The organism is Streptomyces sp. NPDC055966 (assembly GCF_042269865.1).
GTDB lineage: Bacteria > Actinomycetota > Actinomycetes > Streptomycetales > Streptomycetaceae > Streptomyces.
Genome location: NZ_JBHJYK010000005.1, coordinates 409,446 through 424,668, shown reverse-complemented (window position 1 = coordinate 424,668; position 15,223 = coordinate 409,446). Strand labels below are relative to the sequence as shown.

The 15,223-nt window shown below is 72.5% G+C and carries 15 protein-coding genes and 1 pseudogene; 13 read left to right on the top strand and 3 right to left on the bottom strand.

The features are described from left to right. Nucleotides 1-131: 131 nt before the first annotated feature. Nucleotides 132-692, bottom strand: coding sequence for a nitroreductase family protein (locus ACFC8N_RS14160; RefSeq protein ID WP_376288263.1), 561 nt, complete (start codon nt 690-692; stop codon nt 132-134). A 113-nt stretch (nt 693-805) separates the two neighbouring features. Further along, nucleotides 806-1,648, bottom strand: a complete 843-nt coding sequence (locus ACFC8N_RS14155) for an MBL fold metallo-hydrolase (RefSeq protein ID WP_356033119.1) — start codon at nt 1,646-1,648, stop codon at nt 806-808. Between the two features lie 297 nt (nt 1,649-1,945). Here ACFC8N_RS14155 and ACFC8N_RS14150 point away from each other — a divergent pair, with 297 nt between their 5' ends. From ACFC8N_RS14150 to ACFC8N_RS14105, 10 genes and pseudogenes are all read left to right on the top strand, one after another. Next, entirely contained in the window at nt 1,946-3,415 is a 1,470-nt protein-coding gene (locus ACFC8N_RS14150; RefSeq protein ID WP_376288296.1) for an MFS transporter, read from the top strand. Nucleotides 3,416-3,544: 129 nt separating this feature from the next. Continuing rightward, nucleotides 3,545-3,919, top strand: a pseudogene (locus ACFC8N_RS14145) (alpha/beta fold hydrolase); the annotation flags it as partial. Between the two features lie 127 nt (nt 3,920-4,046). Next, complete coding sequence (locus ACFC8N_RS14140; RefSeq protein WP_376288262.1) at nt 4,047-5,129, top strand: hydrogenase expression protein HypE; 1,083 nt, start codon at nt 4,047-4,049, stop codon at nt 5,127-5,129. Nucleotides 5,130-5,148: 19 nt separating this feature from the next. After that, a complete protein-coding gene (locus tag ACFC8N_RS14135) occupies nt 5,149-6,930 on the top strand; it encodes a nickel-dependent hydrogenase large subunit (RefSeq protein ID WP_376288261.1) in 1,782 nt (593 codons plus the stop codon). Between the two features lie 35 nt (nt 6,931-6,965). After that, nucleotides 6,966-7,877, top strand: coding sequence for a NifU family protein (locus ACFC8N_RS14130; RefSeq protein ID WP_376288260.1), 912 nt, complete (start codon nt 6,966-6,968; stop codon nt 7,875-7,877). Further along, nucleotides 7,874-8,503 (top strand): DUF5947 family protein, encoded by a 630-nt coding sequence (locus ACFC8N_RS14125; RefSeq protein ID WP_376288259.1) that lies wholly within the window; start codon nt 7,874-7,876, stop codon nt 8,501-8,503. The genes ACFC8N_RS14130 and ACFC8N_RS14125 overlap by 4 nt, the downstream gene beginning before the upstream one ends. Then, on the top strand, nt 8,500-9,147 hold the full coding sequence (locus ACFC8N_RS14120; RefSeq protein WP_356033133.1) for a DUF6084 family protein: 648 nt from the start codon (nt 8,500-8,502) through the stop codon (nt 9,145-9,147). Before ACFC8N_RS14125 ends, ACFC8N_RS14120 begins: the two co-directional genes overlap by 4 nt. Next, nucleotides 9,144-10,553, top strand: coding sequence for a hypothetical protein (locus tag ACFC8N_RS14115; RefSeq protein WP_376288258.1), 1,410 nt, complete (start codon nt 9,144-9,146; stop codon nt 10,551-10,553). Before ACFC8N_RS14120 ends, ACFC8N_RS14115 begins: the two co-directional genes overlap by 4 nt. Next, nucleotides 10,550-11,101, top strand: a complete 552-nt coding sequence (locus tag ACFC8N_RS14110; RefSeq protein WP_356033138.1) for a hydrogenase maturation protease — start codon at nt 10,550-10,552, stop codon at nt 11,099-11,101. Before ACFC8N_RS14115 ends, ACFC8N_RS14110 begins: the two co-directional genes overlap by 4 nt. Before the next feature lie 3 nt (nt 11,102-11,104). Beyond that, complete coding sequence (locus ACFC8N_RS14105; RefSeq protein WP_376288257.1) at nt 11,105-11,221, top strand: DUF6893 family small protein; 117 nt, start codon at nt 11,105-11,107, stop codon at nt 11,219-11,221. Here ACFC8N_RS14105 and ACFC8N_RS14100 read toward each other — a convergent pair. Next, nucleotides 11,197-11,610: a helix-turn-helix transcriptional regulator gene (locus ACFC8N_RS14100; RefSeq protein ID WP_356033141.1), complete on the bottom strand. Its 414-nt coding sequence runs from the start codon at nt 11,608-11,610 to the stop codon at nt 11,197-11,199. The genes ACFC8N_RS14105 and ACFC8N_RS14100 overlap by 25 nt on opposite strands. Before the next feature lie 86 nt (nt 11,611-11,696). On the opposite strand from ACFC8N_RS14100, the gene ACFC8N_RS14095 reads away from it, so the two are divergent. From ACFC8N_RS14095 to hypF, 3 genes are read left to right on the top strand one after another with little or no spacing between them, the layout of a single operon-like run. Beyond that, a complete protein-coding gene (locus tag ACFC8N_RS14095) occupies nt 11,697-12,095 on the top strand; it encodes a hydrogenase maturation nickel metallochaperone HypA (RefSeq protein WP_356033143.1) in 399 nt (132 codons plus the stop codon). Nucleotides 12,096-12,098: 3 nt separating this feature from the next. Beyond that, entirely contained in the window at nt 12,099-12,848 is a 750-nt protein-coding gene (hypB, locus tag ACFC8N_RS14090; RefSeq protein WP_376288256.1) for a hydrogenase nickel incorporation protein HypB, read from the top strand. Continuing rightward, entirely contained in the window at nt 12,845-15,217 is a 2,373-nt protein-coding gene (hypF, locus tag ACFC8N_RS14085) for a carbamoyltransferase HypF (RefSeq protein ID WP_376288255.1), read from the top strand. The genes hypB and hypF overlap by 4 nt, the downstream gene beginning before the upstream one ends. Nucleotides 15,218-15,223: the final 6 nt, after the last annotated feature.

Genomic DNA, 15,223 nt, shown 5'->3' with positions numbered 1-15,223 from the left:
CCGGACGTCCATTCGCTACGCCTCGGTAACCGCTTTCCCAACATCCCGGAACCGTTACGGGTGTGGCGCGAGACGGCGCTCCTCCGCACTGCTCCGGCACGGCTGCTCAAGCAGGGCTGCTCAGGCAGGGCTTACTCCGACGGAGTCCAGGGAGCGGACAGCAGATCTGCGACGCTGCGCCGGACGCGGAGCTCCGGCGGCGCTTCGGCCGCCTTCCCCAGCGCGATCATGGAGACGATCGCCCATCCCGGGTTCGGGCTCAGTTCCTTGGTGAGGCCTTCCAGGTCGAACGCGCGGAACTGATGGGCCGCCAGCCCCATCGCCTGGGCCTGGACGGTCATGTGGGCGATGGCCTGGCCGAGGTCGTAGTCCGCGAACTCGGAGTAGAGCAGCTGTGTCTCGTCGACGTGGCGGTGCGTCAGGGTGACGACGAGCAGGCCCGCGTCCGTCGCCCACCGGGCCGAGCTGGGCGCGAGGTGACGCACCACCCGCTCGTGCTCCGGCTCACCGGGCCGGCTCGTGAAGAAGCCCCAGGGCTGGGAGTTGCCGGCGGACGGCGCCCACCGCGCGGCTTCCAGCAGCAGACCCAGACAGTCGTCGTCCACGGCGGCCGACGGATCGAACCGGTAGGGGCTGAACCGTCCGGCCAGCAGAGGATGGATGCCGGCGGGCGGTTCGTGATCGCGTCGCATGCCGGGGTGCAACCAGCCGGCCTGCGGCCGTATTCCCCACGTCGGCGGAGGTCAGGGCGCGCGCCAGGACGGCCGCACCGTCGTCATCGCGCGGGGCGGCGTACAGCGGTCGGTCATCCGATCGCCTCCGTTCCGCGCAGGTATCCCTTCGTCAGCTCGCGCAGCCGGTCGGGCCCGAAGCTGCGGCCGTGGCCCGGGTGGACGACGGAGACGTCGAGGTCGGTGAGGTGTTGCAGGCTGCGCCGGTAGCACGAGCGGTCCGACTCGGGGAGGTCGTCGATGAGGTCGCCGTTGTAGATCACGTCGCCGGAGTACAGCGCGCCGGTGCGTTCTTCGAGAAGCGCGATGCATCCGGGCGTGTGACCGGGCAGGTGGAGGACGGTCAGCGTCCGGCCGCCCACGTCGACGGTGTCTCCGCCCCGGAGCAGGTGGGTGACCGTCGTCGGACCGGGGTCGTAGCTCCTCGGGTCGTACGCGGCGTACGGCAGCGCGTCGATCAGGAGGTCCGGTACGGCTTGGCCGTCCGTGTCGAGGCCGAGTTTCTCGTAGAGTTCGGCCCCGTACAGGCTCGCCGGGACCCCTTTCGCCAGCACCTCGGCGGCGGCGACGTGCGCGGCCCGCTCCCGGAACTCGTGGGCTCCGCCGACGTGGTCCAGGTGGGCGTGGGTGAGGATCACCAGCGGGTCCCGCTCGAACAGCCCCGGAATCTCCCGGCGCAGGGCCGCAACGCCGAGACCGGCGTCCACGACGATGTCACGGTCGGTTCCGCGCAGCCACCACAGGTTGGCCCTCAGCAGCTTGTCGGCATGCGGTTCGGTGATCCGTACGACGCCCTGGTCCACCTCATGCAGCTCGTACCAGTGACCGGGGCGGTGCGGCAGTTGGTGCGGGTTCTGCCGGACCGGGCCCGCAGGGCCGGGCGTGACCGGCGTACCGCCGTCAGCGGAGAAGCTCATGCCCCACATCTCAGCAGAACGTCGGCCGGGCGGACCAGAGATGTGGTGTCGCGTGGGAGGTGATGGCCGCCACGGGCGTACTCAAACGTTCCTCTTCGCACCGCGCCCGGCCGGCGACCCGGCGTGACCCTGGTGTGACGGCTCTCCGGCGGGGCACCCGGCAGGGCCCCTCCATGGCCTCCGGACCTGCTCCGGGGAGGGTTCCGGTTGCAGGCTGTGGTGTGTGCCTGTGCGCTGGTGGGGAACGTGCTCCGTCCGGGTGCGCACCCGGGGAGAGGAGCCCTTGTGACGGCGTCGATGCCGGCGGCGGGCGGCCGCCGGGCGGGACCTCAGGAGCCCGGATACCAGCCGGACCCGCAGCGGTGGCGGGCCCTGTGGGTCACCCTGGTCGCCGGCTTCATGAGCCTGCTGGACGTGACCATCGTGGCGGTCGCGCTGCCCACCATCCAGCGTGACCTGCACGCCTCCGCCGCCCAGGTGCAGTGGGTCGTCTCCGGCTACGCCCTCAGCTTCGCCCTCGCCCTCGTCACCGCCGGGCGGCTCGGCGACGCGCTGGACCGCCGTCGTATCTTCCTGCTGGCCCTCAGCGGCTTCGTGGTCTTCAGCGCGGCCTGTGGAGCGGCCCCCGACATCACGCTGCTGGTCGTGGCCCGGCTCGCGCAGGGGCTGGCGGCCGGGTTCATGGCGCCGCAGAACTCGGCGCTGATCCAGCAGCTGTTCCGCGGCGCCGAACGCGGCCGCGCCTTCGGCTTCTTCGGCGCGACCGTCGGCATCTCCTCCGCCGTCGGCCCGCTGACCGGCGGCGCCATCCTCGCCCTGGCCTCCGGTGGGCAGGGCTGGCGCTGGATCTTCTACGTCAATGTCCCCATCGGCGTCGTCGCCGTCCTCCTGGGCCGCCGTCTGCTGCCCCGCGCCCTCCGCTCGGGCCGAGGGGGCGGCCGGCGGCGGGGCCGTGTGGACCTGCCCGGGGTCGTGCTCCTCGGCCTCGGTGTCCTGGCGCTCATGTATCCCCTGGTCCAGGCCGACTCGGGCGGTCTCAGCCGGCTGTGGTGGCTCTTCCCCGTCGGCGTCGTCCTCCTCGCGGTCTTCACGCAGTGGCAGCGCCGGCTCGTCGCCCGGGGCGCGCAGCCGCTGCTCGACCCGCGCCTGTTCAGCACCGTGCGCGGCTACGCCATCGGTGCCTGCGTCGGCACGCTGTACTTCATCGGATTCAGCGGTGTCTGGCTGGTCTTCGCGCTCTTCTACCAGCACGGCCTGGGCTACTCCCCGCTCCGCTCCGGCCTTGCCGTCACCCCCTTCGCCGTCGGGTCGGCGAGCGCCGCCGTGATCGCCGGCCGGCTCGTGGAGCGGTTCGGCCGCACGCTCACCGTCTGCGGCCTCACGGGCGTGCTCGTCGGCCTGGGCGGCACCGCGCTCCTGCTGCGCTACGCGCCCCTCGGCACCGCGCCCTGGGCCGCCGCTCCCCTGCTGTTCCTCGGCGGCGTCGGCAGCGGTTTCGTGGTCTCCCCCAACATCACCATGACCCTGCGGGACGTCCCCGTGCACATGGCCGGTGCCGCCGGCGGCGCCCTGCAGACCGGACAGCGACTCGGCGCCGCGGTCGGCACCGCCGCCCTGCCCGGTCTCTTCTACGTCACGCTCGGCAGGAGCGGCCACTACCCCACCGCCCTCTTCACCGCGATCGGCGCCGCTCTCGTCGGCATGGCGGCCTCCCTGGCCCTCGCCGCGTACGACTGGCGACGCGACCGGACACCCGGCCGACCCTGAGACCTGCCGCACCCACCGGCCACCCTAACCCCTAAAAGAAGCCTTGACAGGTTACATTGCGCCGTGGTCGTGCTCCTCCACGGCTTCCCGACCAGCTCGCACATGTTCCACGGGCCGATCCCGGCGCTCGCCGACCGCTGGCAGTACGTCAACGGCGTCCCCGACCCCAGCCTCGTCAGCCCCGACAACCGGGTCCACGACCAGGCACTGCTGGACCGCCCCGGCAACGACGAGATCCAGCTCGGGCTGTTCCGCGACTATCCCACCAACCTGGACCTCTACCCGCAGGTCCACCAGTACTTCCGCGACTCCGGAGTGCCACTGCCGGCGGTCTGGGGAGCAGGCGACGAGATCGTCGGCCCCGCGGGCGCGGAGGCGTTCCGCCAGGACCTGCCCGATGCCGAGATCCATCTGCCCGACTCCGGGCACTTCGCCCTGGAGAGCCACCTGGACTCCATCACCGGACACATCCGCGACTTCCTCGCACGCGTCCTCGTCCCCTGACCCTCCGGATCGGGCGGCCGTACCGGTAGGGCCGGATCGCACTTACCCGCGGGCTGCCGACGGTGCTACACCGAAAAGGGGTTGTTTCGGACCACCCCGTTGCCCTGCGCGGATTCGAGGAGGGTTCATGAATGCCTCGACCGACACCGTGGCCGATCCGGCCGCCTCTGTTGATCAGCGGGACGAACCGACCGTACACATACTCTGGATCAACGCCGGTCTGAGCTGCGACGGGGACTCGGTCTCCCTGACCGCCGCGAGCCAGCCGAGCATCGAGGAACTCGCGCTCGGAGCACTGCCCGGCCTGCCGAAGGTGGCGGTGCACTGGCCGTTGATCGACTTCGAGTGCGGTCCGGCACAGGGGGCGGACAATTTCGTCGACTGGTTCTTCAAGGGCGAGCGGGGCGAGATCGACCCGTTCGTGCTGGTCGTGGAGGGGTCCATCCCGAACGAGCGGGTCAAACCCGAGGGTTACTGGTGCGGCTTCGGCGACGATCCGGAGACCGGCCAGCCGATCACCACCAGCGAGTGGCTCGACCGGCTCACCCCGAGGGCACTCGCCGTGGTGGCCATGGGCACCTGCGCGACGTACGGCGGCATCCACGCGATGGCGGGCAACCCCACCGGCGCCATGGGGGTGCCCGACTATCTCGGCTGGGACTGGAAGTCCCAGGCGGGCATCCCGATCGTGTGCGTCCCGGGCTGCCCGGTGCATCCGGACAACGCCTCCGAGACACTGCTCTACCTGCTGTACCAGGCCGCCGGGGCCGCGCCCATGATCCCGCTGGACGCGGAGCTGCGGCCGACCTGGCTGTTCAGCGCCACCGTGCACGAGGGCTGCGACCGGGCCGGCTACTACGAGCAGGGGCAGTTCGCCGAGGAGTACGGCTCGCCGCAGTGCCTCGTGAAGCTGGGGTGCTGGGGCCCGGTGGTGAAGTGCAACGTGCCCAAGCGCGGCTGGATCAACGGCGTGGGCGGCTGCCCGAACGTCGGCGGCATCTGCATCGCCTGCACGATGCCCGGCTTCCCGGACAAGTTCATGCCGTTCATGGACGAGCCGCCCGGGGCGCACATCTCGTCGACGGCCAGCACGGTCTACGGCTCGGTCGTACGGCGGCTGCGGCACTTCACGGAGCACACCGTGGACCGGGAACCGAAGTGGCGGACCAAGGGCGAGAAGCTCACCACGGGCTACCGAGCGCCGTGGTGACGGGAATCGGAGCGGCATCATGGCGACGGTGAAGGACAAGTCGGCCGGTGGCAGCCTGGTGGAGATGTCCTGGGACCCCATCACCCGCATCGTGGGCAGCCTGGGCATCCACACGAAGATCGACTTCAAGGCCAAGCGGGTCGCCGAGTGCTACAGCACCTCCTCGGTCTTCCGCGGCTACAGCGTCTTCATGCGCGGCAAGGACCCGCGGGACGCACACTTCATCACCAGCCGCATCTGCGGCATCTGCGGCGACAACCACGCCACGTGCTCGGTGTACACGCAGAACATGGCGTACGGCGTCGTACCCCCGCACCTGGGCGAGTGGATCATCAACCTCGGCGAGGCCGCGGAGTACATGTTCGACCACAACATCTTCCAGGAGAACCTGGTCGGGGTCGACTACTGCGAGAAGATGGTCCGGGAGACCAACCCGGGCGTGCTGGAACTGGCCGAGCGCACCGAGGCCCCGCACGCCGCCGAGCACGGCTACCGCACCATCGCCGACATCATGCGCTCGCTGAACCCGCTGGAGGGCGAGTTCTACCGCGAGGCGCTCCAAGTCAGCCGCTACACACGGGAGATGTTCTGTCTGATGGAGGGCCGCCATGTGCATCCCTCCACGCTCTACCCGGGCGGCGTCGGCACCGTCGCCACGGTGCAGCTCTTCACGGACTACCTCACCCGGCTCACCCGCTACGTGGAGTTCATGAAGCGCGTCGTCCCGCTGCACGACGACCTCTTCGACTTCTTCTACGAGGCGCTGCCCGGGTACGAGGACGTCGGCCGGCGACGGGTGCTGCTGGGCTGCTGGGGCGCGCTGAACGATCCGGAGCACTGCGACTTCAGCTACGCCCGGATGTCCGACTGGGGCCGGCACATGTTCGTCACCCCGGGCGTCATCGTCGACGGCAAGCTGATCACCAACGACCTCGTCGACATCAACCTCGGCATCCGCATCCTGCTGGGCTCCTCGTACTACGAGGACTGGGCCGGGATGGAGAAGTTCGTCGAGTACGACCCGCTCGGCAACGAGGTCGACGAACGCCACCCCTGGAACCAGCACACCATCCCCGCCCCGCAGAAACGCGACTTCGAGGACAAGTACAGCTGGGTGATGTCCCCGCGCTGGTTCGACGGCACGCACCACCTCGCCCTGGACACCGGTGGCGGTCCCATCGCCCGGCTGTGGTCCACGGCCCTGTCCGGGCTGGTCGACATCGGATATGTGAAGGCCACCGGAGACAGCGTCCAGATCCGTCTGCCGCGCACCATGACCAAGCCGGAGACCACCCTGGAGTGGCACATCCCGAAGTGGAGCAACGCCATCGAACGCAACCGCGCACGCACCTACTTCCAGGCGTACGCGGCCGCCGCGGCACTGCACTTCGCCGAGCAGGCGATGGCCGAGGTCCGGGCCGGGCACACCCAGACCTGGGAGAAGTTCGACGTGCCGGACGAGTCGATCGGCTGCGGCTTCACCGAGGCCGTCCGCGGAGTGCTGAGCCACCACATGGTCATCCGCGACGGCAAGATCGCCAACTACCACCCGTACCCGCCCACCCCGTGGAACGCCAGTGTCCGCGACACCTACGGCACCCCGGGTCCGTACGAGGACGCGGTGCAGAACACGCCGATCTTCGAGGAGAACCCGCCGGAGACCTTCAAGGGCATCGACATCATGCGCGCCGTGCGCAGCTTCGACCCCTGTCTGCCGTGCGGTGTGCACATGTACGTCGGCGGCGGGCGGACCGTCGAGCACACGCACCTGCCCACCGGCCTGAGCGGGCTGTCCGCCTGATCCGGCCTGACCCCGCGTGAGAGGAGGGCCCGTCGATGGCCGGACCGGACGTGGGCGGGAGGATCGCCGCCCTCCTCGACGAACTCGGACGCACGGCCGACCCCGAGGTCCGCGCCAGGGCCGATGAACTGGTGCGCACACTGGTCGAGTTCTACGGAGAAGGGCTCACCCGCGCGGTGCGGCTGCTGCGCAACGCCCCGCCCGGCGCGGACCCGGTCGCCGTCCTCGTCGCCGACGAACTCGTCGCCGATCTGCTGATCCTCCACGACCTGCATCCGGACGACACCCTGACCCGGGTCGAGCGGGCCCTGAACCGGGTCCGCCCCTACCTCGGCTCGCACGCGGGCGACGTCGAGGTCACCGGGCTCGACGTCGCGGCCGACGACGGGCCGGTCCTCCGGCTGCGGCTGCGCGGCAGCTGCGACGGCTGTCCGTCGTCGGCCCAGACCGTGCGCTGGACGATCGAGGAGGCCGTCGCCCGGCTCGCCCCCGAGATCGTCCGCATCGACGTCGAGAGCGCCGGCGCCACCGCCGACTCCGGACCGCCGCTGCTGCAGATCCTGCCCCGTCCGCCCGACGACGCGCCCGGCCCACGCGCCGCCGACGGTGCGGCGCCCGGCCCCGCGCACTGGCACACCGTCGTCGCCGACCGGCTCCCGCGCAGGGAGGAGACCCTGGTCACGGCGCAGGTGGACGACGCCCGCCTGCTGCTCGTGCGGCTGCCGGGCGGGCTGTACGCCTACCGCGACCGCTGTCCGGTGTGCGGTGCCCGGCTCGGTGATGCCGTGCTCGCCGGAGACCTGCTGCGCTGCGCCGGCTGCGGCACCGACTACGACGTACGGCACGCGGGCGTCGGAGCCGACGGGCACCTCGACCCGCTCCCCCTGTTGCAGGAGGACGGCGCGGTGCGCGTCGCGCTGCCCGAGCGTCCGGAGACGGTGCCATGACCACCGACGTCCTGCGGCAGTTCGCCCGCCGGCCCCCGCCGCCGGGCGAACGGTGCGAGCTGTGCGGCGAGCCGCTGCCCGCCGAGCACCGGCACCTGGTCGACACCCGGCTGCGCTCCCTCAAGTGCGTCTGCCCCTCCTGCCATCTGCTGCTGGACCGGCCCGGGGCGGGCGGCGGCCGGTTCCGGGCCGTACCGGCCCGCTATCTGGTCGACCCCGCCTTCCAGTTGGACGAACAGGACCGCGCCCGGCTCCAGATCCCCGTCGGGCTCGCCTTCTTCTTCCGCAACTCCGCGCTGGACCGGCTGTGCGCCTTCTACCCCAGCCCGGCGGGTGCCACCGAGAGCGAGCTCGACCCGCGGACCTGGGACGAGGTCCTCGGCCGCACCCGGCTGACCGCACTGCTCGAACCCGACGTCGAGGCCCTCCTCGTCCAGCGGGCGGACGGCCCCGGGCCCGGCCTGTGCGCGCTGGTCCCGGTGGACGTCTGCTACGAACTGGTCGGCCGGATGCGCCTGCACTGGAAGGGGTTCGACGGCGGCTCCGAGGCACGCGCCGACCTCGCGGCGTTCTTCGAGCGCGTCCGGGCCGCCGCCCGCCCCCTCGGCCCCGGGGACACGCCATGACCGACCTTGAGTTCAGCTGCACGGGCGTACGGCCGGAGGCGTACGGCACGGGTCCCACGCTGCTGTTCGGACTGCGGATCGAGGAGAGCGACCATCAGCCGGTGCACGCCGTCGCCCTGCGCTGCCAGATCCGTATCGAGCCCGGCCACCGCACCTACGAACCGGAGGAGGTCGACATGCTCGCCGACCTGTTCGGCGAACCGGGACGCTGGAGCACCACACTCAAACCCCTCCAGTTCGCGCACGTGTCCCTCACCGTGCCGGCCTTCACCGGGGTGACCGAGGTCGACATGCCCGTGCCCTGCACCTACGACACGGAGGTGGCCTCCGCGTCGTACTTCCGGGCGCTCACCAAGGGCGAGATACCGCTCCTGCTGCTGTATTCCGGCACCGTGTTCACCGGGCGCCAGGGATTCCGCGCCGAGCCCATCCCCTGGCACAAGGAGTCCACGTTCCGGATGCCGGTGCAGGTCTGGCGGGACATGATCGAAGCGTATTTTCCCGGCACCGGCTGGATTCGCGTACGCAACGACTGTCTGGAGGAGCTGCGCCGCTACCGGTCCCGGCATGCCCTGCCGTCCTGGGAGCAGGTCTTCACCGAGCTTCTCACGGCCGCCGAGGCGCACGGGGGGCGAGCGCCATGACCGGTGCCCGGCACACCGAGGACACGCTCGCCCACGCGCGCGCGGTGGCCGACGCGGTGCTCTACGAGGGCTATGTGCTCTACCCGTACCGCGCGTCGGCGGCGAAGAACCGGCTGCGCTGGCAGTTCGGGGTCCTGTACCCGCCCGCCCTGACCGCGCCGGGCGAGACCTGCGCGCTGCGGACCGAGTGCCTGCTGGAGCCGCGCGGCGCGCCGAAGGTGGATGTCGAGCTGCGCTTCCTGCGGGTCCGGCGGCGCACCGTCCAGCGCCTCGCCGCCGACGGCAGCGCCGTCGAGGTGTCCGAACTGGAGCTGCCGGACCGCATCGTCGTGCCGTGGGACGAGGGCGAGGAGGAACGCATCCGTATCCATCTGCCCGTCCGCGTGCCGCCCCCGGAGGGCGAGGACCTGGACGTGGAGTTCGACCTGCCCGCCGCCACGAGCCGGGAACCGGTGACGGACGCCGCCGGACGGACCGTGGGCCGGCTCGTGCGCCGGACCGCGCGCGTCACCGGCACCCTGGCCCCGGTCCTGGAGGAACTGCCCGGCCCCTACCGGGTCCTGCGGCTCACCCTCGCGGTGCGCAACACCACGGCCGTTCCCCCGGCCGAGACCGGACGCTCCGCCGCCCTCGCGCACGCCATGATCGGCACCCATCTGCTGCTCTCCGCGCCGGGCGGTCACTTCCTGTCGATGACCGACCCGCCGGAGTGGGCCCGCGCCGACGTCGCCGCGTGCCACAACGACCACACCTGGCCCGTCCTGGCGGGCGCCGACGACACGGACGACGTCGTCCTGTCGGCGCCGATCATCCTGGAGGACCATCCCTCGCTCGCCGAGGAGAGCGCGGGGCCGCTCTACGACGGCACGGAGATCGACGAGATCCTCTCCCTGCGCACGGCGGCCCTCACCGACCGGGAGAAACGCGAGGCGCGGGGGACCGATCCGCGCGCCGCCGAGGTCATCGACCTCGTCGACAGCATGCCCCCGGCCGTACGCGACCGGCTGCACGGCACGATCCGTGAGCTGCGCGACGGCACGGCGCAACCCGCCCCCGGGCCCGGGCCGGAGCTGCCCGGCGGGACCGGGCACCCCTGGTGGGACCCGCAGGCGGACCCGGAGGCCGCGGAGGCGGTCGCGTCGGTGGTCGTCGACGGCGTCCTCGTCGGCGCCGGCAGCCTCGTCGTGCTCGCCCCGGGCGCCCGCCGGACGGACGCACAGGACGCCTTCCTGCGCGGGCGGCACGCCACCGTCGAGGCCGTGGTGACCGATCTGGACGGCGAGACGCACCTCGCGGTGGTCCTGGCCGACGACCCCGGAACCGATCTGCGCCGCGCCCAGGGCCGGTTCCTGTACTTCCGGCCCGACGAGGTCAGGCCGCTCACCGCCACCGGGGAGGAGCCATGACCGGGGCACCCGCGCCGGGCCGCCCGGCCGTGCTCGTGGCCGGCATCGGCAATGTCTTCCGGCGGGACGACGGGTTCGGGGTGGAGACCGTCCAGCACCTGGCCCGCCGCGGCCCGGGGGCGCTGCCGCCGGGAACGGAGCTGATGGACGTGGGCATCCGCGGGCTGCACCTGGCCTACCGGCTGCTGGACGGCTGGGGCACGCTCGTCCTGGTGGACGCCGTGCACCGGGACGGCCCTCCCGGCACGCTCTACACGATCGACGCGGGCCGGCCGGCGGAGTACGACGACGGCACGGAGACCGGCGGCGGTCCCGGCCCGCTGGACGGCCACGCGATGGATCCGGCCGCCGTACTGCGGCTGACACGGAACCTGCACGCCGCCATGGGCGGCACCCTGCCGGACCACCTCTACGTCGTCGGCTGCGAGCCCGGCGACGCGGGCGACGGCATCGGGCTCACCCCGCCGGTGGCGGCAGCGGTGGACCGCGCCGCCGATCTTGTCGCGGATCTGGCGCGACGGGCGGCACACACAGCGACGAGGAGTTGACCCATGAACGAACACCCGGGTCTGGCCTGGACGGGCCTCGCGGTCGGTCTGGTGCTCGCCTACGAGATGGTGCGGAACCTGGCGGACATCACCCGCTATTTGCGTATGCGACGCATGTGAGCGGTGGGCAGGGGTGCCGACGGCCGGTCGTCACCGGAGGCGGTGGCGGTGGCATCCGCCAGCTGGACGTAGCGCTCCAGGAAGACATGGAGGATGCCGTGCAGCTCGCCCAGTCGCACGAACCACAGGGCCAGTTCCATCGCGCCCTGATGGGTCAGCGCGTACACGCGCCGGGCCGGTCCGTGGTCCGAGGCGTCCCAGTGCGAGGTCACCGCGCCGCCGGTCTCCAGCCCCCGCAGCACGCGGTAGACATGTGCCGACTCCGCGTCCGGCCAGCCCATGTCGACCAGTCTGCGCACCAGTTCGTAGCCGTGTCCCCGGCGCTCGGCCAGCAACAGCAGCAGAACGGGCGTGAGCAGCGTGCGGCGTTCGGCCTCGTACGGGTTCATCGCTCTCTCAGCCTAGCCAATCCGCCTCACGCGCCCCATCCGAGAGCCAGGGCGCGGGAGAAACAGGAGGTCAGGAGGGAACGGACATGCACGAGCTGTCGATCGCCACGGCCGTCGTCGACGAGGTGCGTCCGCTGGCGGGCGGGGACGTCGTGCGGTCGGTGACGCTGCGGATCGGTGAGCTGGCCGCGGTCGTCCCCGAGGCGCTGGAGTTCTCCTTCGCGGTGGCCGCCGAGGGCACCGCGCTGGCGGGCGCCGAGCTGCTGATCGACACTGTTGAAGGACGAGCCCGCTGTGACGGCTGTGGCCGTGAGGGGCCCACCGGGATGCCCCCGGTGCTCTGGTGCGAGGCGTGCGCCCGACCGCTCGTCCTGCTCTCCGGCCGTGAGCTGGAGATCGTCCGGCTGGTCACGGACCCCGGTCCCGAACCGGCCCCCGCCGCCCCTGCCGCCCCGGACAAGGAGCGCTCCCCCACCCGGAGGTAGCCCATGTGCCGCTCGGTCGAGCTGCACCGGGCCGTGCTCGCGAGGAACGACGAGAACGCCGCCGCGCTCCGCCGCTATCTCGACCGGCACGGCACGATCGCCGTCAACCTGATGTCCAGTCCCGGCAGCGGCAAGACCGAGCTGCTGGAGCTCCTGCTCACCCGTGCCCTCGCGCGGGGCACACGGGTCGCGGCCGTCACCGCCGACCTCGCCACCGAGAACGACGCCCGGCGGCTGGCCCGCTCCCGTGCCCCCGTCCGGCAGATCCTCACCGACGGCCTGTGCCATCTGGAGGCCGGGATGCTCCAGGCCCGGCTGGAGCCCTGGCTGCCCGAGGGCACCCGGCTGCTGTTCGTGGAGAACGTCGGCAACCTCGTCTGCCCCGCCTGCTACGACCTCGGGGAGAGCCTGCGGATCGTGCTGGTGTCGGTCACCGAGGGCGAGGACAAGCCGCTGAAGTATCCGGCCGCGTTCGGGCTGGCGCAGGTCGTCGTCGTCACCAAGGGCGACCTCTCGGACGCCGTCGGCTTCGACCGGGCCGGTTTCCTCGCCGGGCTCCGGCAGGTCAACCCGCACGTCCCCGTCTTCGAGACCTCGGCCCGCACCGGGGCCGGCGTCGACGACCTGCTCGCCCATGTCATGGCCTGCGCCGACGGCCGGGCGCCGCACACGCCGGTGCTCGCGCAGCAGCACGAGGGCCTGCCGCACCGACACGCGCCGAGCACGGCGCCCGTACCGGGAACGGCGCCATGACCACGGCACGCGCGCGTCGGCACGTCACCGTGCGCGGTGTCGTCCAGGGCGTCGGCTTCCGTCCGTTCGTCCACGCGCTCGCGGCCGAGCACGGGCTCACCGGCTGGGTCGCCAACGACGCCGGCGGCGTGGACACCGAGGTCGAAGGGCCGGTGGCCGCCGTCGAGGCGTTCTGCGAGGAGATCGGCACCCGGGCACCGCCACTCGCCGTGGTCGAGTCCGTCGAGCACCACGCCGTCCCCCTCGACCACGACACCGGCTTCACCATCCGCCCCTCCGGCGGCGGCCCCGGGCGCACCCTCGTCTCGCCGGACACCTCGACCTGCGACGCCTGCCTGTCCGAACTCGCCGATCCCGGCGACCGCCGGCACCGGCACCCGTTCATCACGTGCACCCACTGCGGTCCCCGCTTCACGATCATCACCGGGCTGCCGTACGACCGGGTCACCACGACCATGGCCGGCTTCCCGCTCTGCCCGGACTGCGCCCGCGAGTACGGCGACCCCGCCGACCGGCGCTTCCACGCCCAGCCGATCGCCTGCCCGCGCTGCGGTCCCCGGCTCGCCCTGCTGCACGCGCCGGGCACCGCCCACACCCTGCCCGGCGCGCCGGACGCACCCGGGGTCGCCCGGGACGGCGAGGCGCTCGCTGAGGCCCGCCGGATGCTGGCGGCCGGGGCCGTCGTCGCCGTGAAGGGAATCGGCGGCTACCACCTGGCCTGCGACGCGTCGGACCGGCTGGCCGTACGCACCCTGCGCAAGCGCAAGAACCGCGGCTCGAAGCCGTTCGCCGTCCTGGCCGACGGCATGGCGACGGTCGAGCGCGTCGCCCACGTCGGCAACGCCGAACGCGCCCTGCTGCTCGGCCCGCGCAAACCGATCGTCCTGCTGCGCCGCCGCGCACCGGCACCGGGCGACGTGACCGCGGACGTCGCCCCCGGCAGCCCCGACCTCGGGGTGATGCTGCCGTACTCGCCGCTGCACCGGCTGCTGCTGGGCCTGCCCGGCGACCCGCCCGGACCCCGCGTGCTCGTGCTGACCAGCGGCAACCGGGCCGGTGAGCCGATCGTCACCGACGACGCGGACGCACTGCGCCGGCTGGAGGGGCTGGCGGACGCCTGGCTGTTGCACGACCGGCCCATCCACGTGCCGTGCGACGACTCCGTGGTCCGTATCTGCGACGGCGCGGAACTCCCCGTGCGCCGCTCCCGCGGCTACGCCCCCTTCCCCGTCGCCCTGCCCGCGCCGGTCGTGCCGGCGCTCGCCGTCGGCGGCGACCTGAAGAACACCTTCTGCGTGGGCGACGACCGGTACGCCTGGCTGTCCGCGCACGTCGGCGACATGGACGACCTGGCCACCCTGACCGCGTTCGAGCGCGCCACGGCCCACCTGGCGGACCTGACCTCCGTCGCGCCCCGGCTGCTGGTGGCCGACCTGCACCCCGGCTACCGGTCCGCCCAGTGGGCCGTGCGCGCGGGACACGAGCGCGGGCTGCCGGTCGCCCGCGTGCAGCACCACCACGCGCACATCGCCTCGGCCATGGCCGAGCACGGCCTCGACGGCTCCGCGCCGGTGATCGGGGTGGCCTTCGACGGAACCGGCTACGGCGACGACGGCACCGTCTGGGGCGGCGAGGTGCTGCTCGCCGACTACGACGGGTACCGGCGCCTCGCCCACCTGCGCCGTGTGCCACTGCCCGGCGGCGACGCGGCCGTACGCAACCCCTACCGGATGGCCCTGTCCCACCTGTGGGCCGCGGGGCTGCCGTGGAGCCCGGAGCTGCCGAGCGTCCGCGTCACCACGCCCGGTGAACGAGCGCTGCTGGAGCGGCAGTTGGCGCGCGGCTTCAACTGCGTTCCCACGTCCAGCATGGGCCGCCTGTTCGACGCGGTGTCCTCGCTGACGGGTGTCTGCCACCGGGTCGCCTACGAGGCGCAGGCCGCGATGGAGCTGGAGTGCGCGGCGCTGGCAGAACCCGGCGACGCGGCGGGCGACGGCCCGGCGTACCGGTTCGCGCTGCGGCCCGAATCCGACGCCCCCGGCGCCCCGTTGGTGGCCGATGCCGGACCGGTGCTGGCCGCCGTGGCCGCGGAGGTGCTCGCCGGGATCCCGGCGGGGCGGATAGCCCGCCGGTTCCACGAGGCCGTCGTCGCACTCGTCCTCGACATGTGCCGCGCGGTCCGGCAGCGTACGGGAGTCGGCACGGTGGCCCTGTCCGGCGGGGTGTTCTGCAACACCCTGCTCGCCTCGGGCTGCCGCGGCGCACTGGAACGGGACGGGTTCGCCGTCCTCGCACACCACAAGGTGCCCCCCAACGACGGCGGCCTTGCCCTGGGGCAGTTGATCGTCGCCGCCCGGACCGGAACGTGAGGAGCT

What these genes read in the sequence shown, in the direction of transcription:
- ACFC8N_RS14160 (WP_376288263.1), bottom strand. Translation starts at nt 692, where the DNA reads ATGCGACGCGATCACGAACCGCCCGCCGGCATCCATCCTCTGCTGGCC.
- ACFC8N_RS14155 (WP_356033119.1), bottom strand. Translation starts at nt 1,648, where the DNA reads ATGAGCTTCTCCGCTGACGGCGGTACGCCGGTCACGCCCGGCCCTGCG.
- ACFC8N_RS14150 (WP_376288296.1), top strand. Translation starts at nt 1,946, where the DNA reads ATGCCGGCGGCGGGCGGCCGCCGGGCGGGACCTCAGGAGCCCGGATAC.
- ACFC8N_RS14140 (WP_376288262.1), top strand. Translation starts at nt 4,047, where the DNA reads ATGAATGCCTCGACCGACACCGTGGCCGATCCGGCCGCCTCTGTTGAT.
- ACFC8N_RS14135 (WP_376288261.1), top strand. Translation starts at nt 5,149, where the DNA reads ATGGCGACGGTGAAGGACAAGTCGGCCGGTGGCAGCCTGGTGGAGATG.
- ACFC8N_RS14130 (WP_376288260.1), top strand. Translation starts at nt 6,966, where the DNA reads ATGGCCGGACCGGACGTGGGCGGGAGGATCGCCGCCCTCCTCGACGAA.
- ACFC8N_RS14125 (WP_376288259.1), top strand. Translation starts at nt 7,874, where the DNA reads ATGACCACCGACGTCCTGCGGCAGTTCGCCCGCCGGCCCCCGCCGCCG.
- ACFC8N_RS14120 (WP_356033133.1), top strand. Translation starts at nt 8,500, where the DNA reads ATGACCGACCTTGAGTTCAGCTGCACGGGCGTACGGCCGGAGGCGTAC.
- ACFC8N_RS14115 (WP_376288258.1), top strand. Translation starts at nt 9,144, where the DNA reads ATGACCGGTGCCCGGCACACCGAGGACACGCTCGCCCACGCGCGCGCG.
- ACFC8N_RS14110 (WP_356033138.1), top strand. Translation starts at nt 10,550, where the DNA reads ATGACCGGGGCACCCGCGCCGGGCCGCCCGGCCGTGCTCGTGGCCGGC.
- ACFC8N_RS14105 (WP_376288257.1), top strand. Translation starts at nt 11,105, where the DNA reads ATGAACGAACACCCGGGTCTGGCCTGGACGGGCCTCGCGGTCGGTCTG.
- ACFC8N_RS14100 (WP_356033141.1), bottom strand. Translation starts at nt 11,610, where the DNA reads ATGAACCCGTACGAGGCCGAACGCCGCACGCTGCTCACGCCCGTTCTG.
- ACFC8N_RS14095 (WP_356033143.1), top strand. Translation starts at nt 11,697, where the DNA reads ATGCACGAGCTGTCGATCGCCACGGCCGTCGTCGACGAGGTGCGTCCG.
- hypB (WP_376288256.1), top strand. Translation starts at nt 12,099, where the DNA reads ATGTGCCGCTCGGTCGAGCTGCACCGGGCCGTGCTCGCGAGGAACGAC.
- hypF (WP_376288255.1), top strand. Translation starts at nt 12,845, where the DNA reads ATGACCACGGCACGCGCGCGTCGGCACGTCACCGTGCGCGGTGTCGTC.